21 protein-coding genes and 2 pseudogenes are annotated in these 22,577 nt (G+C 38.2%); 7 read left to right on the top strand and 16 right to left on the bottom strand.

The window, feature by feature from the left end; translation table 11 throughout:
- Positions 1–361: 361 nt before the first annotated feature.
- Positions 362–1,213 carry a hypothetical protein gene (locus AAHB15_RS16650; protein WP_335571794.1) on the top strand — a complete coding sequence of 284 codons (852 nt, stop codon included), beginning with the start codon at positions 362–364 and terminating at the stop codon, positions 1,211–1,213.
- A gap of 297 nt (positions 1,214–1,510) precedes the next feature.
- Here AAHB15_RS16650 and poxB read toward each other — a convergent pair whose 3' ends face one another.
- The 3 genes from poxB to AAHB15_RS16635 form a co-directional block, all read right to left on the bottom strand.
- Positions 1,511–3,238, bottom strand: a complete 1,728-nt coding sequence (gene poxB, locus AAHB15_RS16645; RefSeq protein WP_342042822.1) for a ubiquinone-dependent pyruvate dehydrogenase — start codon at positions 3,236–3,238, stop codon at positions 1,511–1,513.
- Positions 3,239–3,404: 166 nt separating this feature from the next.
- The gene (locus AAHB15_RS16640; protein ID WP_342042821.1) at positions 3,405–3,656 is read right to left on the bottom strand and encodes a hypothetical protein; all 252 of its coding nucleotides are present in this window, start codon (positions 3,654–3,656) and stop codon (positions 3,405–3,407) included.
- A 186-nt stretch (positions 3,657–3,842) separates the two neighbouring features.
- Complete coding sequence (locus AAHB15_RS16635) at positions 3,843–4,829, bottom strand: tRNA dihydrouridine synthase (protein WP_342042925.1); 987 nt, start codon at positions 4,827–4,829, stop codon at positions 3,843–3,845.
- Positions 4,830–5,193: 364 nt separating this feature from the next.
- Between AAHB15_RS16635 and AAHB15_RS16630 the strand changes: the two genes are divergently transcribed.
- On the top strand, positions 5,194–6,468 hold the full coding sequence (locus AAHB15_RS16630; protein ID WP_342042820.1) for an FAD-binding protein: 1,275 nt from the start codon (positions 5,194–5,196) through the stop codon (positions 6,466–6,468).
- A gap of 119 nt (positions 6,469–6,587) precedes the next feature.
- Here AAHB15_RS16630 and AAHB15_RS16625 read toward each other — a convergent pair whose 3' ends face one another.
- Positions 6,588–7,436, bottom strand: a complete 849-nt coding sequence (locus AAHB15_RS16625; RefSeq protein WP_342042819.1) for a glycoside hydrolase family 43 protein — start codon at positions 7,434–7,436, stop codon at positions 6,588–6,590.
- 485 nt (positions 7,437–7,921) lie between these two features.
- On the opposite strand from AAHB15_RS16625, the pseudogene AAHB15_RS16620 reads away from it, so the two are divergent.
- A pseudogene (locus tag AAHB15_RS16620) lies at positions 7,922–8,088 on the top strand (AAA family ATPase); the annotation flags it as partial.
- Positions 8,074–8,451, top strand: a complete 378-nt coding sequence (locus AAHB15_RS16615; protein ID WP_342042924.1) for an endo-1,4-beta-xylanase — start codon at positions 8,074–8,076, stop codon at positions 8,449–8,451. The pseudogene AAHB15_RS16620 and the gene AAHB15_RS16615, both read left to right, overlap by 15 nt.
- A gap of 102 nt (positions 8,452–8,553) precedes the next feature.
- Here the strand turns inward: AAHB15_RS16615 and AAHB15_RS16610 are convergent, their stop codons facing one another.
- Both AAHB15_RS16610 and AAHB15_RS16605 read right to left on the bottom strand, forming a co-directional pair.
- A complete protein-coding gene (locus AAHB15_RS16610; RefSeq protein ID WP_342042818.1) occupies positions 8,554–9,939 on the bottom strand; it encodes an MFS transporter in 1,386 nt (461 codons plus the stop codon).
- Positions 9,940–10,076: 137 nt separating this feature from the next.
- Positions 10,077–10,265: pseudogene (locus AAHB15_RS16605) on the bottom strand (xylulokinase); the annotation flags it as partial.
- Positions 10,266–10,413: 148 nt separating this feature from the next.
- Here AAHB15_RS16605 and AAHB15_RS16600 point away from each other — a divergent pair.
- A complete protein-coding gene (locus tag AAHB15_RS16600; RefSeq protein WP_342042817.1) occupies positions 10,414–11,397 on the top strand; it encodes a glycoside hydrolase family 43 protein in 984 nt (327 codons plus the stop codon).
- 205 nt (positions 11,398–11,602) lie between these two features.
- Here the strand turns inward: AAHB15_RS16600 and AAHB15_RS16595 are convergent, their stop codons facing one another.
- Positions 11,603–12,772, bottom strand: a complete 1,170-nt coding sequence (locus AAHB15_RS16595; protein ID WP_342042816.1) for an ROK family protein — start codon at positions 12,770–12,772, stop codon at positions 11,603–11,605.
- A 616-nt stretch (positions 12,773–13,388) separates the two neighbouring features.
- Here AAHB15_RS16595 and AAHB15_RS16590 point away from each other — a divergent pair.
- Positions 13,389–14,888 carry an MFS transporter gene (locus tag AAHB15_RS16590; protein ID WP_446715874.1) on the top strand — a complete coding sequence of 500 codons (1,500 nt, stop codon included), beginning with the start codon at positions 13,389–13,391 and terminating at the stop codon, positions 14,886–14,888.
- Positions 14,889–15,201: 313 nt separating this feature from the next.
- Entirely contained in the window at positions 15,202–15,471 is a 270-nt protein-coding gene (locus AAHB15_RS16585) for a hypothetical protein (RefSeq protein ID WP_144568114.1), read from the top strand.
- A 288-nt stretch (positions 15,472–15,759) separates the two neighbouring features.
- Here AAHB15_RS16585 and AAHB15_RS16580 read toward each other — a convergent pair whose 3' ends face one another.
- The 9 genes from AAHB15_RS16580 to lepB form a co-directional block, all read right to left on the bottom strand.
- Positions 15,760–16,776 (bottom strand): SDR family oxidoreductase, encoded by a 1,017-nt coding sequence (locus AAHB15_RS16580; protein ID WP_342042815.1) that lies wholly within the window; start codon positions 16,774–16,776, stop codon positions 15,760–15,762.
- A 436-nt stretch (positions 16,777–17,212) separates the two neighbouring features.
- Complete coding sequence (locus AAHB15_RS16575; protein ID WP_335571786.1) at positions 17,213–17,722, bottom strand: SRPBCC domain-containing protein; 510 nt, start codon at positions 17,720–17,722, stop codon at positions 17,213–17,215.
- A 147-nt stretch (positions 17,723–17,869) separates the two neighbouring features.
- A complete protein-coding gene (locus AAHB15_RS16570; protein ID WP_335571785.1) occupies positions 17,870–18,361 on the bottom strand; it encodes an SRPBCC family protein in 492 nt (163 codons plus the stop codon).
- A 12-nt stretch (positions 18,362–18,373) separates the two neighbouring features.
- Entirely contained in the window at positions 18,374–18,709 is a 336-nt protein-coding gene (locus AAHB15_RS16565) for an ArsR/SmtB family transcription factor (protein WP_144568121.1), read from the bottom strand.
- A 424-nt stretch (positions 18,710–19,133) separates the two neighbouring features.
- Positions 19,134–19,691: a GNAT family N-acetyltransferase gene (locus AAHB15_RS16560; protein ID WP_342042814.1), complete on the bottom strand. Its 558-nt coding sequence runs from the start codon at positions 19,689–19,691 to the stop codon at positions 19,134–19,136.
- Positions 19,692–19,770: 79 nt separating this feature from the next.
- On the bottom strand, positions 19,771–19,947 hold the full coding sequence (locus tag AAHB15_RS16555) for a hypothetical protein (protein WP_335571783.1): 177 nt from the start codon (positions 19,945–19,947) through the stop codon (positions 19,771–19,773).
- Positions 19,948–20,201: 254 nt separating this feature from the next.
- A complete protein-coding gene (locus AAHB15_RS16550; RefSeq protein WP_342042813.1) occupies positions 20,202–21,038 on the bottom strand; it encodes a hypothetical protein in 837 nt (278 codons plus the stop codon).
- A 154-nt stretch (positions 21,039–21,192) separates the two neighbouring features.
- A complete protein-coding gene (locus AAHB15_RS16545) occupies positions 21,193–21,846 on the bottom strand; it encodes an SMI1/KNR4 family protein (RefSeq protein ID WP_342042812.1) in 654 nt (217 codons plus the stop codon).
- A 135-nt stretch (positions 21,847–21,981) separates the two neighbouring features.
- The gene (gene lepB, locus AAHB15_RS16540; RefSeq protein WP_342042811.1) at positions 21,982–22,527 is read right to left on the bottom strand and encodes a signal peptidase I; all 546 of its coding nucleotides are present in this window, start codon (positions 22,525–22,527) and stop codon (positions 21,982–21,984) included.
- Positions 22,528–22,577 lie beyond the last annotated feature (50 nt).

Below are 22,577 nucleotides of genomic sequence, written 5' to 3'. Positions count from 1 at the left end.
ATTGCCTGATATTTATCTCCAAATTGGATTTCATTAAAACTGTCTCTTCTTAATATGAAAAAAAGACCAGGCATTGCTTGATTTTTGTATATAAGGACTTCAGCATGTATTCAGTTGGCGGGACCTCCTAGGAGTCGAACCTAGCAAAATAAAATAGATAAAAAAATAAGCCAAATTGCAAAAAACGGCTTCAAATTATTAATTTGATAGCTAAAAATGGACTTTAAGCCTAAAAAATGGCCTCAAATTCGATTTTTTGTGATTCGAATTCCTTAGCCATAAAAGATATCTTAGAAATGTCAGAAATGTGGATTACCCCGTTATCTGGCCAAGATCAATGGGATAAGGTGGCTCAGGTAATATGAATTTAAAATCTGGCAATATCGAGGGATTTGAGCAGTATTCTCAATTTAAAAATTTAGTGGAGTTTAACCACCATATGGAAATGTGGCTGCTCGATTATAAGAAGGATTTTACAAAGGGTGAATTAATTGGATTAAAAAGATTAGTGCGGTTCTCTGCAAAGATCCCTGGTGTTTGTAATGCTAAAATTGGAACCATATTAAAAGCGATTAATCAACCACATAAAGATAACATCCTTTCACGGTCGACTTTTAAACGGATGATTCTTAAAGGGAAGAAAATTGGAATTTTCACTGTCTTTGAAACCGAAAGAAGCAATGGTTCTCAGTCCAGCAATCTCTATGTATTTAATCGTTTCCCTGCTTGTGAACCACCCAAACAAGAAAGCATGAGCCGCCCTAAAGAAACTATTAATCTTTTAAAAACTGAAAAAGATCAAAAGATAAATAAACGTAAAGAGGAACCGTCCAAATTGGATTACACGTATGTGAGCAACCGTGTTCCACAGCCTTTCGTGGAAATCGTTAAATGCTTCTTTCCAGATGCAAAGGTGATTGAAGAATATTGGCATATGGCCCAAATCATTGCCTATGGCTATGAACTAGGGCATGAAATTGAACTAATTGTAAACCTTGCCATCCAATCCTTTAGGCAGTTAATTAGAAAGCTAAAGTTTACAAATGCTATAAAAAACCCGATTGCTTACTTCTATGGAATCTTAAAAGAGAAATTTTTTCAGTATTACGAGGAGGGGCTAAATGAAATGCACGAAACAGGACTTATTCAACCTAAACCAATTTGTTTTGAGTTTAATGGTGAAAAAATGGAATGGGATTGGTTGAATCCTTAAACTTCATATGGGGGAAAAGGTGGCAAATAAATCCACACTGACAACTAATAACAGGTTCAAATGATTATAATTGATCAAAGCAGCAGGCGTCTGAGGCAAACTATGCAGGGATTATAGTGCACCTTCTCAAGCAAAGCCACATTTGGGGAAATTTAATTACGATCTCCCCCTGCAAAAATACAGTAACTTTATGAAAAGATGCACACATTTCATCCACTGCTTATTTAAAGCATCTGTTTGGAGCATGTTTGTCATAACAGTATTTTTCTCTTCAATACTTTCAGTAATTTTGGTTTATTAGCGGAAAAAGTTCGTTTTGGCAAGGTCAATGAGCTCGTTGCCGTGACCGTTCAAAACGGCTTTCATCATCCAAAGGCTAAAACCATGAGCCTGTTCAAATGTGATTTTTGGTGGAAAGGCCAATTCCTGGCGGTTCACAACAACATCAAGCAACACGGGTCCGTCATGTTGAAGAGCACGCTGAATCGCTTCCTCCAGTTCAGCTGGGTCCTCCACCCGAATTCCTTCCATGCCTACCGCTTTGGCGACATCGGCAAAGTTAGGGTTATCAAGAGCGGTACCTGTTTCCAGGAAGCCCTGTGCTTTCATTTCAAGCTCGACGAAACTAAGCGCACCGTTGTTGAATACGACTACCTTTACGGGTAACTTATGCTGCCTTAGTGTTAGAAGATCGCCCATCAGCATGGCAAGCCCTCCGTCGCCAGAAAGGGAGATGACCTGGCGGCCTGGCTGGGCAAGCTGTGCTCCAATGGCCTGTGGCAGGGCGTTTGCCATCGTTCCGTGATTAAAAGAACCTAACAACCGCCTTTGTCCATTCATTTGCAGATAACGAGCGGCCCAAAGTGTTGGGGTTCCTACATCGCATGTAAAAACGGCGTTCTCACTTGCCAGATCACTGACGGCTTTTGTGAGATATTGAGGATGAATGGGTTTGTGGCCTGGTTTTCCGGTTGCAAGATCGTCCAGATCATCGCGGATTTTGCGATAGTGGTCGGTAAATGTCTTCAGGTGGCTTCCATCATGAGGCTCTGTCAGAAAAGGCAGCAGTGCCTCAATCGTTGCCTTCACATCACCGCAGAGCCCGTAGGAGAGGTTGGTTCGGCGTCCGAGATGTCCTGGGTCAATATCGACCTGCAAAATGGTGGCATCTTTTGGATAGAATTGCCTATATGGAAAATCGGTACCAAGCATCAGCAGTACATCGCATTCCTTAACCGCATGATAGCCTGATGAATACCCGATAAGGCCTGTTAGTCCGACATAGTACGGATTATCATACTCCAGGTGTTCTTTACCTCGCAACGCAATGACCATAGGTGATTGCAGTTTTTCGCAAAGCTGCATGAGCTGCGTATGAGCCCCCGCACAGCCGGCTCCGCATAGCAAGGTGATGCGCTTGCCGCGGTTCAAGTAGTCCGCCAGCTGCTTTAACTCAGTTTCCGAAGGACGGATTACAGGCTGTGTCACATGAAGGACATGTTCAGGTACAGGGGTCTCGTCTGCTTCATAGCCAGCCACGTCCCCAGGCAGAACAAGAACGGACACACCTTTACGCGAAACTGCATTCTGCATGGCAACCAGTACAGAGCGAGGCATTTGGTGAGCGGTCGTCACTACCTCGCAGTAGTAGCTGCAGTCCTTAAATAGATGATCGGGGCGTGTTTCTTGAAAAAAGTTGGTGCCGATTTCGTAGCTTGGAATGTGGGCTGCAATGGCAAGCACAGGGACCCGGTTGCGATGACAGTCGTACAAGCCATTGATGAGGTGCATATTACCGGGACCACTGCTTCCGGCGCACACAGCGATACTTCCGGTCATATCCGCATCGGCACCGGCTGCAAATGCTGCCACCTCTTCATGGCGGACATGAATCCATTCAATTTTCTCTGAACGTCGGATGGAATCAATGACGGCATTCAGTGAGTCTCCTATGATACCATAAACCCTTTTCACACCTGCATTTAACAAGGCTTCAACGAGTGAATCCGCAATGGTTCTCTTCATTCTATTTCTCCTTCGTTATTTCCCCTTGGTATTTTTTGTATTTTCCCCTTTGTTATTGGGTTTTATTCTGAATCAAAGGAATGTCGTGATTGTTCTATTGTTACCTCTACAAAGTTGAATCTGTAGACTGAAAAAATTAGGCTATTCTACTTGACAACAAACACCCTTACCAAAAGATATCGTCCATAGGTGGAATCGGTTGATTTTCGATTTCTTTTACTGCCTCCGTTATGTCTACTGTTCCATTCACCATTACCTCTTCAATTACCGTTTTACGATATCCTGTTTCGCGTTTAATGCTTTGTATGTAACGATGGGCAACGTTTGGAACTTCTTTTTTATTCCTCGCTGAAAATCTTCCTCTAGCGGATAATCCTACATCTTCAATCCTGAGGTGCACTTCAAGGTTAAACTGCATGATTGATCACCCTCCTTTTCATTTCTATTTTTATTATAGAACATTCGTTCCTATATATGTATAAAAAAAGGACTGAAGTATACTCCAATCCTGACACTACTATTATGGTTAAGAATCTAAAAAAAACGAACGGAACCAGTATCACCTGATTCCGTTCGCAATATTTCATTTAAAATGGGGACACTGTTACTGTTCCACCGTCACCCCATCAAGATTCTTTGACCCAAATTGATCAAGCAATGCACGCACTTCATCTGTTGACTCTGTGCCCATTAATTGATTTCTTAATTCACTTGCCCCTCGAAACCCACGGACATAGATCTTAAAAAAGCGATGAAGAGCTTTGAACGGACGTAGCTCTAAATTTGAATATTTATCATGGAGATCCAGATGCAACCTTAAGAGATCAAGCAATTCCTTACTACTATGATCTTTCGGTTCTTTTTCAAAGGCAAATGGATTGCTGAAAATACCACGCCCAATCATAACCCCATCAACACCGTATTGATGAGCGAGCTTTAAGCCAGTTTGACGATCAGGAATATCCCCATTGATCGTCAAGAGTGTATCTGGTGCCGTCTTGTCACGAAGTTTCTTAATCTCCGGGATTAGTTCCCAATGAGCATCTACTTTGCTCATTTCATTTCTTGTACGCAGATGGATGGAAAGATTAACTATGTCTTGTTTCAATATGTGTGTCAGCCAGTCGTGCCATTCGTCTATATCTGTGAAACCAAGCCTTGTCTTTACACTTACAGGCAATCCTCCTGCTTTTGCTGCTTGTATTAAATCTGCCGCCACTTCTGGACGACGGATCAGGCCGCTTCCCTTCCCATGCTGTGTCACATTAGGTACAGGACAGCCCATATTGATATCCACACCCCTAAACCCAAGTTTCGCCATACCGATACTCATTTGCCGAAAGTATTCAGGTTTATCTCCCCAAATATGGGCTACAATTGGTTGTTCATCCTCTGTAAAAGTCAAACGCCCTCGCACACTTTTGTGCCCCTCTGGGTGACAATAACTCTCCGTGTTTGTAAACTCTGTAAAAAACACATCGGGTCTGGCTGCCGCGCTTACTACATGGCGAAAAACAACATCCGTCACTTCTTCCATTGGTGCCAGTATAAAAAAAGGTCGTGGTAAATCACGCCAAAAATTATCTTTCATATTCAAATTCCAATCCTCTCATTATGGGATATCAAGCCAACCCCTTATCCCAAACTTAAAAAGCAAACTGTCCCTGCTTCTTTTACACTTATACCATGCTTCATCACTTTTTATCAAATCGGAAATGTTTATTTTAACTTCACAATCTCTGTACAACCAAAATATCCCCTCTTAATATCCACCCCATCAAACCGCATTCAACCATGAATATGGGTATCTTTGTTGCAGACGGATAAAAGTAGGCAAGCAAACTTCTACACCCATCTATGTCTCATGCTGCTGTGCAGAAAGATATAATGATTGAAAATTCTTTCTTTTATGAATATAGTGAAGATAAGTAAAAAGTAAAAATGGAGTGGGACTCATGGAGAAGAAAAGAAATTGGGCAGGTAATTATCAATATAGTACGAATAACTGGCATGAACCTGAATCGGTTGAAGAAGTTCAACAATTGGTTTCCAGTTTAAAAAAACTTCGTGTGGTCGGATCGCGGCACTCGTTTAATAGTATCGCAGATTCTACTGAAAATATGGTTTCATTAAAGAAGCTCAACAAGGTATTATCTATTGATCATGAAAAGCAAACGGTAACCGTGGAAGCAGGGATCAAGTATGGGGATCTTTGTCCTGTACTTCAGCAAAATAGCTTTGCCTTACATAACCTTGCATCCCTTCCGCACATATCGGTGGCTGGGGCTATTGCCACAGCCACACATGGTTCAGGGAATGGCAATCAAAATTTAGCTGGAGCGATACGTGCGATGGAAGTTGTCATTGCTGATGGTAGTATTGTCACTTTTTCAAAAGAAAAATCGGAAGAAGAATTACATGGCGCAGTTGTTGGACTAGGTGGATTAGGTGTCGTCACAAAGCTTACACTAGATGTCCATCCAAGTCATCAAATGAGGCAGAATGTTTACGAGAACCTTCCGTTAGCACAACTAGAACACAATTTTGAAACCGTTTTTTCTAGAGCCTATAGCGTAAGTTTGTTTACGGATTGGCAGGATGAAACGTTTAACCAGGCTTGGCTGAAGAGCAAAGTAACGGATGATCAGGCCTTTTCGTTGGGAGAGGATTTTTATGGAGCAAAAGCGGCCAAAGAGAATCTCCATCCGGTACCGGGGGTTGGATGTGAGAATTGTACAGCCCAGTTAGGGGTGCCAGGGGATTGGCTTGATCGCATGCCACACTTCCGAATGGATTTTACCCCAAGTAAAGGGCAAGAGCTGCAAAGTGAATATATTATGGCACGCGAGTATGCCTATGACGCTCTTTGTGCGATTAGTGAAATCCGTGAACACATCGCGCCGCATCTATTTATATCCGAAGTGCGGACCATTGCGCAGGACGAGCTTTGGTTAAGCCCATCCTATAAGCAGGATTCGGTTGCCATTCACTTCACGTGGCAGGATAAATGGGACGATGTTCAGAAGGTGCTGCCACTTATCGAAGCCCAGCTTGAACCTTTTCAAGCCAAGCCACATTGGGGAAAATTGTTTACTACTTCACCTGCAAAAATACAGTCACTTTATGAAAAGATGCCTGCCTTTCAGCAGCTGCTTTTGAAGTATGATCCGAATGGTAAGTTTCACAATACCTTTTTGAATCAATATATATTTTTTAATGAGGTTGAGTGAAAGCGAAATAACAGTTTGAATATAAGGGCTTCTTGCGAATGGATGCAAGAGGCCTGTTACTATCTCATATTAGAGAAATTATTAACGTATTTTTTATCATTCAATAATTATCTATCTACCTAATACTCCGATGGTTTCTTTTTATAAGATTTTAATCTTTCATATTCTTCCATGGTAATCGGCAAAATGGTACCATGTTTATAGCCATATGGGAACTTAAAGGATTGATCCGAACGAATGAATGTTCCTTTTGATAATTGTTCCGCGATGAATGGAACATAACCTTGTTCTTCTGCGGAAACTCCATAAAAATCCAGGAATAAGCACCATCTGCCATCTTCCAATTTAAAGGCTGTTGGAGCTTCATATTGTCCTTCTTGCAGTGATTCCATGCTTTGATCAAAGTCTTCTATCTTCTTAAACGGTCCAGTGATACTCTCTGACTCCATAAGAATGATTCTAGCTGGATTCTTTTCACTCTTTAAGAATAAATAATACTTTCCATCTTCTTCATACATGGCAGAATCAATAACTCCACTGTCTTCTTTTTGATACAAAACTTCCGCCTTTGTAAAACGGACAAAATCTTTAGTTCTTGAATAATAAATTCCTTTTTCTCCATAGTTATTGGAGCTATGGGAGGATGACCAGTGAATGACGTAATCATCATTTTTCCGATCATAAATAATATCCGGTGCCCACAAACAGCCGAAATCCTCATCGCCCAATTGGATCATTCTCTGCTCTGACCAATGAATCAAATCATCAGACTCCCAAAGAACCAGACATTTGCTTCCGTTTCTGCTGATTTCATCCCATGAATGTTGATATTGATTCAACATACCGTAAGCCAAACTTAGGTCTGTTGCTAGAATAATAAATCTGCCTTCTATTGTCCTAGTAATCGTAAAATCTCTAACGCCCTTATCACCATAGTAACTCCATAAAACAGGATTTCCGTCATTCACTTCTTCCCATAGGAAGCCATCCTTACTAACTCCAAAATAAACCTGTTCTCCATCCGGTGTTCACTTTTCCTTAAAGTGTACAAATAGGTAAGCCTGCATGATTTCTCATCCCTTCAAAGATAACTTTTATAAGTTCCCTTTTTACTTAAAATTTACAGATAAAAAAAGAATCAATGACAGAGGGTTTCAAGAAGATCTTTTAAAAGAACTGAGAGCTTCAAAATGTTAAATGCGTGAACCTTTCTATGTAAATGAGACGACTTTTACCCACCAAGTAACAACTTAAAGGTTCAGATTCTTACAATTCTCTTATCATTTTAAAATAACACACTACAAAAATCTTTCTAGATTACATTCCCCTCTTCTAAAAAAGTTCCACGTAAAACGGTGAAGTCCTTCTTTCAATATTAAAGCTTAGATCATTCTCCTCTGGTTTAAAACGTGTGATAAAATAAAATTAAAAAAATAAGGCAGCTAATACAAATGTGATAGATTCCCCATTTGTTAGATGTGTCATTTTAAACCGAGAAGATGTACCTGCATTTTCAGAATATCCATTTCATCTCCCAAGTATAAGGACTCTTAATCAGCTTACATTTCATCCCAAGGTTACTTTTACCTTATTGGTGAGAACGGGATGGGAAAATCTACTGATGTTTTTAACTTTGCCACACTGCCTTTCTATTGGGGAGTATTTCCTGACTATTGGGGTGGATTTGAGCCTGAAAAAGGAAAACCACGGACAAAAGAATTAAAGGCTGCTGCACAATGGTTAAAAGATAGAAGCGTAACTGTTAAAGGGCATCCTCTTGTCTGGCACACAGCAACGGCTCCATGGCTTCTGGATATGAGCAATGAGCAAATCCTGAAAGCACAGTTGGCAAGAATTGAACGTGAAGTATCAGACTTCAAAGGATTAATCGATATGCGGGATGTCATCAATGAAGTGGTGATCATGCCCATCTATGATAAGTATGACAACGGCATTACTAGAATCTGTACATTTTCAACATGATGAGAAGATACAACTGTGTGGGCAAATTTTTCAGCATCAATCGTCAGTTTCTTAAGCTCTTTATCCATGGTCAACTCTCTTTCATATTAATAAGTCCGGTAGCTACCTGTCTCTCATTTCTAAAGCTTTAATCACTTCAGCATATCTCTTTTCATCCAGTTCATAGAGATTAATTACTAATAAGGATACGGCTAATAATATAGCAGGGATGACTGCTGTTGTAATTAATATCCCTGTTAAAGCATGCGGTGTTTGAGAATGACCGGCCACATATCCAAATTGTTGAAGAACCAATCCCGGTACAATTCCACCCAACGCCATTCCGAATTTAAAGAAGAAACCAATCATGGCGTATATTAATCCCCCCAAACGCTTACCTGTTTTGTAATCACCATACTCAATTGTTTCAGGAATAAGCGCCCACATAAAACCACCGGCAACGAGGCTGCCTACTGCAGCTAATAATCGCGCAATTAAAATGAGGGAAATCGCTGTAGCCGGAATGACTAGTAATGCCAGAGTTGCAGCGATCGTTATCGTTAATGATACTCTCATTAAATTCTTTTTCCCCAGTTTTTTATTCAGAACAGGAAGAAACGGCATGAGGATTAATGCAGGCAGACTGCCTAACAATCCGTACCATTTCACCAAATCAGGACGTCCTACATTATAGGTAACATAATATATCCCAACTGAATTACTAATGGAGTTAATCCCAAAGATGAGAATAAAAAAGACACATAGAACAACAAATGGACGATTTACTCTAAATTGTTCAAAGATGTCTGCAAACTTAATATTGCCGTGGACTTCTTTTACTTTTACACGTTCCTTTGTATTCTTAAAGCAGAAAATTAATAGCAGGGCACCTGCTACACCCATAATGGTCATTGTGATTTGCCAGCCTATTTTTGTTGAATCGACTGTCCTGCCAATGGCACCCGCTAATAGTGGAACACCGAACGAAACGATTACACCGCCAAGATTCGCAAAAAACATCCGTACGGAAGTTAAATCAACAACTTCTTTACTATCCCGTGTAATAGCGGATGTAAGTGCACCATACGGAACGTTAATAAAAGTATAGGTGATCGATAAGCCAATATAGGTAATATAGGCATAAATGAGTTTACCTCCACCTGAAAATTGAGGAGTCGTAAAACAAAGTATGGCTAATAACGCAAATGGAAATGCACCATATAATAGGTAGGGTCTAAATTTACCGAACCTTGAAATGGTTTTATCAACAAGCGTACCGATAAATGGATCACTAATCGCATCGATTCCCCGAACAATTAAAAACATTGTCCCTGCTGCAGCTGCGGAAATGCCGAACACATCTGTATAAAAGAACAGAAGATAGGTCGAAACAGTTTGGTAAATTAAATTACATGCAAGGTCACCGGAAGCATATCCAATTTTCTCTTTAAAGTAAATTTTCTCGCTTGAATTATTGCTGTTATAGACTTCCTTTTCCTTCAGAGCCATCTTCACCAATCCTTGTGGTAGAATCAAATTTTACATTCTAAAGTCTTTTAACTGATATCCAACGCTTTAGTTTCCGTATAAATATATTGATAAATAGCAAATAGTTTTTTCTTTAAATCAGCTAAGACTATATCCCCCGCTAATGTCCCACCCATGGTATAGTAGGAGTTTTCCTCGCTATGGCTGAAATAATGTACTTTTCCTTCATTATCAAGTTCATTTCTCTCTTCATAAGAAAGAATGACTCCGGAAGTACCGATACTGCATTATGTTTTTCCGACTTGTAATATTTCAGCACAAATTGCACCGCTGGCATTATCCGCACCACTCTTAGTCGCTCTGTTTTACCAGGTTAGTCTTTAATTTCAGTTACCCCTAGTGCATGTGGTATACATGCATATGTTAATCCCAGGACATGATAATATTGGTCTTTATGAGTCGATTCAAAATACATAATTCAAAGGAGAATAGAAAATGGCAAAAATCGTAAAACCAAATGAACCTTTGGTTGAACATATTTATACTGCAGATCCTTCTGCACATGTATTTGAAGGGAAGCTTTATATTTATCCTTCCCATGATATTGATCATGATGGACCTACAAATGATAATGGTGATCAATATGCAATGGAAGATTATCATATTTTGTCGATAGATAATTTCAATTCTCCATGCGTAGACCATGGCGAAGCACTTCACGTTCGAGATGTACCTTGGGCTAGTAAGCAGATGTGGGCACCCGATGTTGCTTTTAAAAATAACCAGTATTATTTATATTTCCCAGCAAGAGATAAGGATGGTATCTTTCGAATCGGAGTTGCGACTAGCTCGAATCCTGCCGGACCATTCAAAGCTGAAGAAAATTACATTCCAGGTAGCTTTAGCATTGATCCCGCTGTTTTTGTGAATGACGACAACCGAGCATATATGTATTTTGGCGGACTTTGGGGCGGACAATTAGAAAAATGGCAGACAGGTACATTTTTTCCTGATGAAGAGGGTCCTGATCCGTCACAACCGGCGTTAGGACCAATGGCAGCAGAATTAACTGAGGACATGCTTAGTTTTAAGGACAAACCTCAAGAAATATTAATTGTAGACGAGAATGGCAAGCCCATTCTTGCTGGAGATGAGGAAAGAAGATATTTTGAGGGCCCATGGGTACATAAATACAGTGGAGAATATTATCTTTCTTATTCAACTGGTACAACCCATAGTATTGTTTATGGAATCAGCGAAAATCCTCAAGGTCCATACGTTTTCAGAGGGAAAATCCTGACCCCTGTTATCGGCTGGACCACCCATCATTCGATTGTGCAATTCGAGAATAAATGGTATTTATTTTATCATGACTGTTCCCTGTCCGATGGGGTTGACCACAAACGCTGTGTAAAATATACCGAACTAAAATACAATGAAGACGGAACGATTCAAACGATCGATCCTTACCCAAACTGAGCATAGATGCTAAAAAAGACCTTGAAAAGGCTTATTAGCTTCCAAGGTCTTTTTTACTAAGACTGCTGCCTGAAAGTGGGTAGCCCCTTTCATAAAACAAACTTCATTTTTTCCAACCGTTCCCCACTATTTCGCTCCCAAACTATGTTTTCATTCCGAATACATTTTATAGTTGGTTTTGCAACAGGTCTCAAATCTTTATCCTTTATTCATTCACAATCTTGGATTCCTCAAGGAATTTTTTTATCATAAACGAAGCAGCTCCGAGGACGGCGGCATTTCTGTTGAGCTGGGAGATGAAAATCTCACTTTTTAGCGGTATATACCTTGATATCCTATTTGAAACCGCCTTTTTTATCGACTTTAATATGATTGGATTAGCCTCAATCAAGTTACTTCTCAAGATAATCGAGTCAGGGTTAAAAGTATTAATCAAGTTCGTTAAACCAATTCCAAAATAATACCCAAATTTTTCTATTTCCATCAATATATCCCCATCATTTTCCTGAATCATCTTATTGGCCTTTTCAAGTGTCAGTTCCCTTCCATTTTTTATTCTGGAAAGATTAGTGAAAAATGCACATTCAGATGCATACAGCTCCCAACATCCTTGGTTTCCGCAGCCGCATTTTTTTCCATTGAATTCAATGGTCATATGCCCCATTTCTCCAGAAACTCCATCCGATCCGCGGTAAAGCTGGTTATTTACCATGATCGCGAGTCCAATACCAGTTCCTACGCTTATATAAATGCTGTTATCGGAATTCTTAATGACACCATACAATTTCTCCCCAAATGCTCCGGCATTTGCTTCATTATCCATAAAAACAGGAAAGTTAAAATGATCTTCTAGCAAACTCTTTATGTTAACTTTGTCCCAATTTGAATGGGGCGTATATACTACCGTTTGATTCTCATTAACAAATCCATGAACCCCTACCCCGATACCAATAATGCCATATGGAGATTCCGGTGATCGATTAGTCACTAGCCTAATTCTATCAATTAAAATCAATTGAAGCGCTTCCATTGACTCGTTTACAAATTCAAAGTAATCAGAGAAAAGCATATTCCCCTCTAAATCAATTAAAATCGTTTGAATATAATTGGCAGCAAGTTCAACTCCGATCGAATAGCCGGCATTTTTATTAAAAACTAGCAATATAGGTTTTCGGCCTCCGTTCGACACTCCCACCCCAATTTCGGAAACGAGATGTTTTTCAATTAATGTATTCGTTTGCAAAGAAACGGTTGCTTTGTTCAGATTCGTTAATTCCGAGAGTTTTGCCCTGGAGATTGGGTAATGTTTCATAATATTACTCAAAATAACTTTTTGACTATGTATTTTACTTTCATTTTGATCTGCTAGTTTCACTTATTCTCCTCATCTCTTTATTTGTTTATCCTATCAAACTAACTGCCGATTCCTTTATTTTAATTATTATTTTATTATATCGTAAAAATTTATAAATTTGTATATTGTTCAATTAAAAAAGATGTGTTAGTATAAACACACATATTAGTTTATCCAATAGACAAACTAAGTTGAAAGTGATTTTGTTTTTTTTTACTAAAGTGTAGACGGTTTCAGAGTTAAATTACTAGTTAAAGAGGTGAAATACGGCTTTAAAGGAAGGGGAAATGCAACATATTTACCTTTTAGATGATTTTAAGTTTTGTTTAGGATGATTGAATAAAATATCTTCTTTGTTTATTCAGACAAACAAACTAAGCAGGTAAATGATTGTTTTTTCATTCCTTATATTGAAAGACTTCTAGTTAGTTACTGAATGTAATGGTTCACTTAATAAAGTATTCACCTATTCTTATGGGAGTTGCTTAAAATTTTTCACCATTGCTGAAAGCGGTTAACCCTCATTATGGGTCTATAAAAAATCGATTAGCTCATTTTTTTAAATAGATTTTTTTAAATGTCTATTATGTAAGCGGATAAATCGATTGAAAATTTAACTGTAAAGGAGATTTATGACATGGCTTTAATGGAATCAACCGTTAAACAAATGAACAAAAACACACAAAACATTCAACAAAACGAGTACCATAAGCTCAGCCTTTCTGAACGGATCGGTTACGGTCTTGGGGACTTTGCCCAAAACCTAGTATTTGGTACAGTCGGAGGATTCCTGGCTCTCTATCTGACTACCGTAAATGCTATTGGTACAGCAGCAGCTGGGTTCATCTTCTTGTTTGTCCGAATTGTCAACGTATTCTGGGATCCGATGGTTGGTACTTACGTCGATAAACATACATTCAAGAACGGTAAATATCGTCCTTGGCTTCTGATTGCAGGTGTTCCACTTGTTATCTTAGCAGCGATGCTCTTTGTTCCAATTCCAGCCATTCGTGGTTCAGTGCCAATCGCCTTTATCACGTACTTTTTGCTCGACTTGGTTTATTCTGTCGTTAACATTCCCTACGGTTCATTGAATGCTTCACTCACACGTGACCCTGAATCCGTAGATAAAATCACAACCACTCGTATGATGCTGGCTAACATTGCTAATCTCTTGGTTTACACACTGTTTCCAATGTTTGTCCAAATGGCAGCACCAAAAGACCGCTCAATGAAAGACACAGGTTTCTTTGGTCTCAAGATCAACATGGGTACTTATACAGATGCATCTGCAAGTCACGCTTGGTTTGGGGTTTATATGGTTTACATGATACTTGGCGCTTTGGCTTTGTTCTTCTGCTACCGTCTCACAAAAGAACGCGTTGTCGCAACTGCTGAACAATCTGCAGAAGTGAAAGCTTTAGACCTGTTCGTTGAATTGAAGAACAACAAACCACTCGTTATTCTTGGTTTCTTCTTTATGCTTGCTTTCACCTTCATGTTCTTCATGAACACAGTGAATGGATTCTTTAATCAGTACACGGTCAACCACTCAGACTGGATGGGTGCAGTAGGTCTCATCGCCTCCATCCCTGGTATCGCTTTCCCAGTCTTCTGGCCAAAATTGAAGAAAATCTTTGGTAAAAAGGGATTCTTCCATTTCTTCCTTGGTATGTTTGTTGTTGGTGAAATCCTTACTTGGGTATGGTCGTTAGATGGCATGCACGATTCACTCTTCCTTGCTTATGTTTCAACCTTCATCAAACAATGGGGTCTCACTTCTGCAACTGGTTTCATGTGGGCACTCGTTCCTGAGGTTGTCTCTTATGGTGAAATGAAGTCTGGCAAACGTAATGCTGCTATCATCAACGCTATCATGGGTCTCTTCTTCAAGATTGGTTTCACTCTTGGTGGTGCCATTCCGCTTTGGTTCCTTGCGGCTTTCGGCTTCGATGGAAATGCGGCGAAACAAACAGCAAGTGCTCTTTCCGGTATCAATATAACAGCTATTTGGATTCCAGCAGCGCTTGCTATCGTTTCAATGATTGTCATGGCACTTTACCCACTTTCAGATAAAGACGTTGTAGACATCAATAAGCAACTCGATGCTTCTCGTGCCAAAGCAAAAGTCAGATGAGTAAGTTATTAACAATATTCCTACACAACAACTTTCTACGAAAGAAATTTATGTATCAAAAAAAGGCCAGGTAAAGATACCTGGCCTTTTGATTGATGAAAAACAACTATAATTGGTACAGCAGTAGGTTTTATTGTTCCTTTAACAAGTTAGATTAAAGAGTTTAATTATAAAAACTCAACAAGCCGTTGGTGTAAAAGATAAGCCAATAGCCTCAGGCGCTTTTAAAAAGAGAATCTATGGGTATTCGCCGTTTCATACTGAAAATACCTACATAATTTATAGTGATCTAACCAAAAGGAGAGAAGCCCAAATGTATCCGTATGGAAATTATCAAGTTCCACAAACTCAAGTTGAGTATTATCCATATGTACAGCAGGATCTATATGGACCTGACAGACAACTATCGCAAATCTCGCAATTATTTCAACAGCCACAATGGCAGCGGCTTGAACGCAGAGTTAATATGCTAGAAAGTGAATTTGACCAACTTAACCGTCGTTTACGAAGAGTAAATCAGAGGCTTCGTGCAGTGGAAAACAGATTACACATACCATTTACCCCGTTTGAAGGGGAGTTTTAACACCTGCTGCTGGATTGAAAGGGGTTATTGATTTCAGAAGAAGGATTTATAAAAAGGGAAAAAATTTCAACGACAAAAAGGTTAGGGTAAAAACTGGTTTTGTATTTTTTCCAGATTTCCCCTCTTTGAAATCACCAAAGCAAGTATAATACTAATCTTAAAGCTGCCATATGGCGGCTTTAAATTTAATTCTTTGAGAAACTTGCATGTTCGTCACTCCCTTGTTTTAGATACCATCATGGCACAGATTATAAAAGAGAAATCGGCCATTACTGGCCGACCTTGGATCTATTCGTTCAACATCTTTAAGGCCATATTTAATGCATCAACCACCCTGTCACACCAATCGTCAAATTCCTCATCCGGTGTTTGCAGTTCAGGATGAGCTACTATGTATTCAACCGTTTGCTTAATCCCTTGGTCAAATCGGGTCGAAGCCACAAAATCGGGAACAAGTCTTTTTAGTTTAGAATTATCAAAAACGACGGAATTGGCCTTATCCCCCAATAATCCACCCCTGTAATCCTCTTTACTACATGCGTCCAAAAATTCAGATGACACATGGATCGCATTGAGTTTAACTCCGAGTACGTCCGCGATGGTCTGGTAAATTTGATTCCAGGTAAGACTTTCATCTGAAGTGATATGAACAGACTCACCGATTGCATGGATATTGCCCATTAAGCCAATAAAGCCTTTAGCAAAATCACGATTGTGTGTCATCGTCCACAAGGATGTTCCATCACCATGAATAATCACGGGTTTATTCTCCAGCATTCGTTTGGCTACCTGCCAGGAACCTTTGCTACCATGTACTCCAAGTGGAATCGAACGTTCATCATAGGTGTGACTTGGTCTTACAATCGTAATCGGAAAGCCTTCCTCTCGATAAAGTTTCAGCAAATACTCTTCACAGGCAATCTTATTTCTCGAATATTGCCAATATGGATTTGATAATGGTGTTCCTTCTGTAATTCGATAGTCGGACAAAGGAGTTTGGTAGGCAGAAGCAGAGCTAATAAAGATAAATTGTTTCGTTTTCCCCTTAAATAAGCGATAATCTCTTTCCAGTTGTGCAGGTTCAAACGCAATGAAATCAGCAACAACATCAAACTCTAAATCTTCAATCAGTCTGGAAACCTGGTCTTCATCATTAATATCAGCTTGAAGTAGGTTTACCCCATCTGGCAAGCGATCCTTGCGAGTCCCCCGATTAAGAAGGTAAAGCTCACATCCCATTGTTACCAATTGCTTCGTAATGGCAGAACTAATCGTTCCCGTCCCGCCGATAAATAACGCCTTCATTTTTCCACCTCCGCTAATTTTAAAGCAATCCATTCTATTACTACGTTAGCAACTAAAATATTCTATATTGATTTACAATTCCTTTTTTCAAATCTATAAAGCTTCCAATCAACTGATTCGATCCGTAGTTAATTCATAAATATCTCGATTTATTTATGCTATCCCTCTTTGTGAGGAACTCTTCAAAAGTATTAGTATCGCACATGAATGTTATTATAGTAGTGCATAAAAACTTGCATATTTTAGGCTCTTTAATTTTATTCCTTATTGTGTTATAGCACCCGTTTGATTAAGTGCAATTCTTCACAAACTTGAACAAAAAAAAATCTCTAAAGCTAACTTTTAAATATTTTGTTTAATTTAGAGGAATTAAACAGAAAAAAAGCAATCCATTAGTAGATCGCCTTTTTCCGAGTAGGTTTAGTTGAATGAACCATTATTTAATAGAGGTAATATGCTCTTCTAGACGATCCCAAGTTTCAGTAATTCCTTGTTCCATTCCCATATCCAAGACGGTTTTTAGTGCTTCTGCAGAAGAATATACTGCACGATTAATAAGCCTTGTCTTTCCTTCATATTCTTCAAATGATAAGGTGATGTGAGTTGAAGGCATCTCTTCGTTTTCATTACCTTCAGCATCTGAAAAATAGTCAATATAAACTATCTTTTCATCCTGAATGATCTCTTGATAAACCCCTTTTCCCCAAGATTCGAATCCAAAAAAATCTCCTTGATTCTCATCCATACACTTCATACAATAATGCCAGATTCCGCCTACTCTAAAATCAACGTTACATACGGTAAGAACCCAACCACGCGGTCCCCACCATTGCTTAAGATGTTCCGGCTCCGAAAATGCTTTGAATAATAACTCCTTAGGTGCATTAAACACACGTTCAAGAACAAGTACGTTATTCTCTACTTTTGAGATCATTTTGGTTGACATATAAATTCCTCCATAGATTATTTTCAATAATACCTTTTTCGGTATGCCCATTTCCTTTATTTGTTGAAGTGTCTGGATTAAAGCAAATTTAAAAGTACGATAATATCCTTTTTACCCTGACATTTACCTGCCAAACTTTTAAATTATTTAACCCATAATTCTCAACTGTTCTTCAAGGCGATCAAGGGTCTGGTTTGCTCCCTCAATGGCTCCATACTCTTTAACCACTTTTTCTCGAATTTCTTCAGACGGGAAGATCAATCGCATGGTAAGAATTGTTTTATTGTCCTGCTCTACAAAAGTGACTATTGTCTGGAATTGTTCTGGATCACCCTCTATATCATCGCTAGATGTGTAAACGAGGCGCTCTGGTTTTACCATTTCATGAAAGGAGATCTTGTTTGGATATTCAACACCATCCGGTCCTTTCATTATAAATCTCCAGATACCACCAGGCCTTAAATCAATTTCAGAAGTCCTAATTGAAAAACCTTTTGGCCCCCACCAGTTTACTACGTGATCTGGTTCCGTCCACGCTTTCCAGACAAGTTCTCTCGGTGCATTAAAAACTCGATTGACAATGAGTTCTGGACCCTCAACTTTAACAGTTGTCTGTTTACTCGTATTCATTTCTACCATATGAAACCTCCATCATTCACTATTTTTATTTTCCATCTTTTTTTGCATTACCTTTAAATAATCGTCCAAGTTATCAAATCTTTCTTCCCAAATGCGACGATAAGATGCTAGCCATGTATTTAATTGGATAAATGGCTCAGATCGTAATTGGTAAATGCGACGATTCGCATCCGCTTTTGCTGTAACAATTCCGGCTTCACTAAGAACACGTAGGTGTTTAGATGCTTGTGGTTGACGAATTTGTAAACGATCTGCAATTTCCCCCACAGTAAGGGGTCCATCTCGTAAAAGTTCAACAATCTGTAAACGATTGGGTTCGGCAAGTGCGCTCAATGTTGTCGTATCCATATATAAAACCTACCCCTATCCATAAAACAGCTAAATATAATAATAACTATGCTCTTTGTAATCAACTGCAACATGTATTCAGTCTCAATACCCCCTCCCAACTTCACACTCCTCGGGAAATGAACTTATACTTTGGAATTCTAACATTCGTTTAATATCCTCTAATAGGAATATACCACATAAGCAATATTCATGTAAAGGAATATTTGGATTATTTTCCTGTTAGTTTAAAATCATTAAGGCTTTTTTATTCCTTTTATAAGGAAATGTGTAATAATTCTCCTACTTCGTGCTTTGGCACTTATAAGGAAACGTTTCGCACAGTACAATGCTTCACAAACTCACAAATCGATTGAATAAGAAAATGGCATTACCCCATTCTTGAACGTAACGTACCTTTTCGTTGAAGAAAAACTGCCTTGTCTTACTTCTCAACCGAATACCCCCAATCGCTGACCTTGATCCTCCAGATCATATGATGATATCCTTTGTCCCAATAATCCTTTAACAAATAACTAGGGTCTCCAAATTTCTTTTTCCAGATTTTTTGTGCATTAATATATCCACTATCTAAACAAAATTCTTCTATGCCTTTATTCTGTAAAGTAAAATACATTGTTTTCAATAGCAAATTCCCTACCCCCATTCTCTGATAGTCTGGATGAACAAATACTGTACCTACCTCAATTAGCTCTTTGAAAGCGTTTTTTGTACAAATACATATGAGATCACTTGCTGGTCCATGTTCAATTGAACCAATAATTTTATTACCATCTAAAGCAATCAAAAAATATCGATTCTCACCATTGCTTTCAAAATCACTTTGTAAGTATTTTTCCTTGAGTTCGACTTCATCATTAATATCATTCAACTTCTTCCCTAAACCTTCTTTAATGAAAGTATCTGTAATCACTATTCTAAAAAATGATTTTAACTCTTTTATGTCCTCGATTTTTGGCCTTCTTATCTCCACTTTAAGCACCCCAAAACTTCTATTGACTTCAACACCATACTTAGGTTATCCTTCTTCAAGAATCCTGCCCCGTTACTTGCAGAAGTACCTAATCAATATCATCTGTCTCTTTGCCATCTTGGTCTATCTGGCAACTATCTCCGCCGAAACTCCAACCCTTACTTTCAATGAACTCAATAAACGCATCCAAAAACTGATTATTGCCTAAATCTTTACCATCGTACGTATATATAGAACCCTCTATTCCAACTCCAACTGGTTTCACTATTTTTAGGACCTCCTACAAGGGATATTTAATCCTATTTTAGCACTGCCTCAACTAAACTACCCAAAAAGTTCAACAAAAAAAGGCTGCCGCAGCGAACCCTTTGTTCAACTATAGCCTCTTTAGTTAATAAGGATGTTTTAAAGTTTTAATCCCTTAAGATTATTCTCAAATACAAAGCCTTTTGACCAAGTACCAACAAGAAAATAAGTATCATCTTTGCTAAATTCTGCAAAACAGGCGTATTCCAATTCTTAAATTTGGATAGGGATTAAGTCTTCAAATCCTAATATAAAGACCCTATCACTTGAAGTGAGAACAATGTAACTGCCATCGTAAGAAGCAGCTATATGGACAAAATACTCATCGGTACTTTGAACTCCATTTTCGGTTAAATTTACTTTTTTTAAGACGGTTTTTAATTCAGCGTCCATAATTGTTAATTCATAGTCCTTATGAACAAAAATATAAACTTGATGAATTGGCTCATAATAAACCAAATCCCAATTTGTTAATCCTAAATTTTCCACAATAGAATAAGATCGTTCTACCGAAGGGTCTACAACCTTAACTAACTTATATTTTAAATAACCTTTTACCCCTTCCAAATAACTTAAGGTAAATAAATAGGAATTATCATATGGTATAAACTGATTAAATTCAATATGTGTTCCCTCAAGTTCTGTTAAAATCTCATAAATCCCTGTTTCTATGTTAAGAGCACAAACCTGTTTTCGATCGTTAATTTTAAGGACATCTAGAATAGTAAATGGTTTATTTAACAGTGCAAAATTCCCTTCTTCTATCTGAAATGACTTTCTAGATTTAATGGTCTTAATAAGTTGGAATTTTTTAGTCTCGTAAACACAAATTGTGCCAACTGTGTTTTTTATGTAAAGAAGTTCGTCATTTTTTGAAAAGTGTAGAGTGTCTGGATTATTTGGCTTTGTAAGTTCTATAACTTTTTCCCAAGTCTCTGTTTCAAAAATGACAGTTTTTCCACCCATTGTATGACACAATAACCTTTTGTCATTTGATAGCACTATTTCATAAGAAGTTTTTAAATTCTTTATTAGGTTCATTTGAAACACACAATCCGCCTCCAATTTAGTTTCACCGTTATCCTTCTTGATCTATCCAGCTCCGTTACTTCAATAGGAAAAGCTGCCAAGATTGGCAGCTGATCCTTAACTCAGCAACCCGTTAGTGTAAGTACATTACTTCACAAAAATAATTAAAACAGGGTTAAGAGTTAATAATTAAATGGAATAATCGATTATAAATAATACTTTTAACATCAATCCCTTCTTCATTAACACCATTTGTCCAATCAAAAATCTCTACAAAGCCAATATTTGACCACTTTTTTATTAAATCATCAAAATTTAAAGCCAGTAATATACCGTGAACATTTGGACCCCCATCCATTACATCGTGTTCAAGACAAACGATGGTTTCATTTCTCTTATCGATACAAAAAGCATCTCCATTACGAAAGATTATAATAGGTATCCAAAAACTCCAATCATCCACTAAAGCTTCCCAACCCTCGTCAAAATCATCGTTTAATCGTGTTCTGCCATCATCAACCATTTCTTTCATATCAATATATAACTCCAATATTTGAAAAGGAGAAATTAAATTTATACCACCGTATTTGCATTCTTCGCCAAGAGGAAACTTTGTATCATTATGTTTTTCCCAGTAGAACAAAAGGGAAGATGATTGATTTAAATAAAATTGGCGGAGAGTTTCAGGAAATCTAAAAGATAATTTTGTTTCAATATTAAACAAAGATTCTTCGCTAATAGGGTCCTCGTATTTAATTTCCGAAATTTTTACGGATTGAAGAGAGGATAATTTTTGGTACACCGAATTAATCACTTTTATTAATTCCACTCAGGTAAGCCTCCTGACTTTGTTTTTAATATAATAGTTTGTCCTTTACTTCAACAAAAAAAAGCATTTCTCCTTCTTGGAGAAACGCACCCAGTCAGTTGAACAATGAGTATGCTAATCTGTCATCGAGAATATTTATTTACCAATAATTTTTATCTCTTTAATAGGATAAAAAACAATTTTCGTTGTTCCTATTACCTTATCCAATGGAATAGCCCCTATATGGCGGCTGTCCTTGCTTTTTCTTCTATTATCACCCATCACAAACAAATGCCCTTTAGGAACAGTTGCACTACCGACTGCCGTTTCCTCCAGTTTAAAAGACTCTGTAAGTGGACCATTCTCTATTTCTCGTTTGTATTCGTCCAGATAAGGCTCTTTATAAGCCTTACCATTTACAAATAAAGTATCATCTTTATACTCAATACGGTCTCCAGGCAAACCGATTACACGTTTGATATAATCTGTATTTTCTGAAGCGTGAAAAACAACAATATCAAATCTTTTGGGTTCTCCTATTTTTGATACAACTATTCGGTCTTGGTCTTGTATTGTAGGCATCATAGATGCACCCTCTACTACAATTGGTGTAAGGAGGAAGGTTCGGATAATAAAAGCAAATAATAGTGCAATAAGAAGTGCCTTAATCCATTCCCAAATTTCATTTCTATCTTTTGCCATTTACTTTCATCCTCTCAAAAAGGTAATTTACTTCAGCATCTTCAACCTCA

It is taken from the genome of Bacillus sp. OTU2372 (assembly GCF_038440275.1).
Taxonomy (GTDB): domain Bacteria; phylum Bacillota; class Bacilli; order Bacillales; family Cytobacillaceae; genus Neobacillus; species Neobacillus bataviensis_B.
The sequence above is the reverse complement of the archived record's forward strand: the minus strand, read 5'-3'. Positions and strand labels throughout refer to the sequence as shown.

What these genes read in the sequence shown, in the direction of transcription:
- AAHB15_RS16650 (WP_335571794.1), top strand. Translation starts at nt 362, where the DNA reads ATGAATTTAAAATCTGGCAATATCGAGGGATTTGAGCAGTATTCTCAA.
- poxB (WP_342042822.1), bottom strand. Translation starts at nt 3,238, where the DNA reads ATGAAGAGAACCATTGCGGATTCACTCGTTGAAGCCTTGTTAAATGCA.
- AAHB15_RS16640 (WP_342042821.1), bottom strand. Translation starts at nt 3,656, where the DNA reads ATGCAGTTTAACCTTGAAGTGCACCTCAGGATTGAAGATGTAGGATTA.
- AAHB15_RS16635 (WP_342042925.1), bottom strand. Translation starts at nt 4,829, where the DNA reads ATGAAAGATAATTTTTGGCGTGATTTACCACGACCTTTTTTTATACTG.
- AAHB15_RS16630 (WP_342042820.1), top strand. Translation starts at nt 5,194, where the DNA reads ATGGAGAAGAAAAGAAATTGGGCAGGTAATTATCAATATAGTACGAAT.
- AAHB15_RS16615 (WP_342042924.1), top strand. Translation starts at nt 8,074, where the DNA reads ATGGGAAAATCTACTGATGTTTTTAACTTTGCCACACTGCCTTTCTAT.
- AAHB15_RS16610 (WP_342042818.1), bottom strand. Translation starts at nt 9,939, where the DNA reads ATGGCTCTGAAGGAAAAGGAAGTCTATAACAGCAATAATTCAAGCGAG.
- AAHB15_RS16600 (WP_342042817.1), top strand. Translation starts at nt 10,414, where the DNA reads ATGGCAAAAATCGTAAAACCAAATGAACCTTTGGTTGAACATATTTAT.
- AAHB15_RS16590 (WP_446715874.1), top strand. Translation starts at nt 13,389, where the DNA reads ATGGCTTTAATGGAATCAACCGTTAAACAAATGAACAAAAACACACAA.
- AAHB15_RS16585 (WP_144568114.1), top strand. Translation starts at nt 15,202, where the DNA reads ATGTATCCGTATGGAAATTATCAAGTTCCACAAACTCAAGTTGAGTAT.
- AAHB15_RS16580 (WP_342042815.1), bottom strand. Translation starts at nt 16,776, where the DNA reads ATGAAGGCGTTATTTATCGGCGGGACGGGAACGATTAGTTCTGCCATT.
- AAHB15_RS16575 (WP_335571786.1), bottom strand. Translation starts at nt 17,722, where the DNA reads ATGTCAACCAAAATGATCTCAAAAGTAGAGAATAACGTACTTGTTCTT.
- AAHB15_RS16570 (WP_335571785.1), bottom strand. Translation starts at nt 18,361, where the DNA reads ATGGTAGAAATGAATACGAGTAAACAGACAACTGTTAAAGTTGAGGGT.
- AAHB15_RS16565 (WP_144568121.1), bottom strand. Translation starts at nt 18,709, where the DNA reads ATGGATACGACAACATTGAGCGCACTTGCCGAACCCAATCGTTTACAG.
- lepB (WP_342042811.1), bottom strand. Translation starts at nt 22,527, where the DNA reads ATGGCAAAAGATAGAAATGAAATTTGGGAATGGATTAAGGCACTTCTT.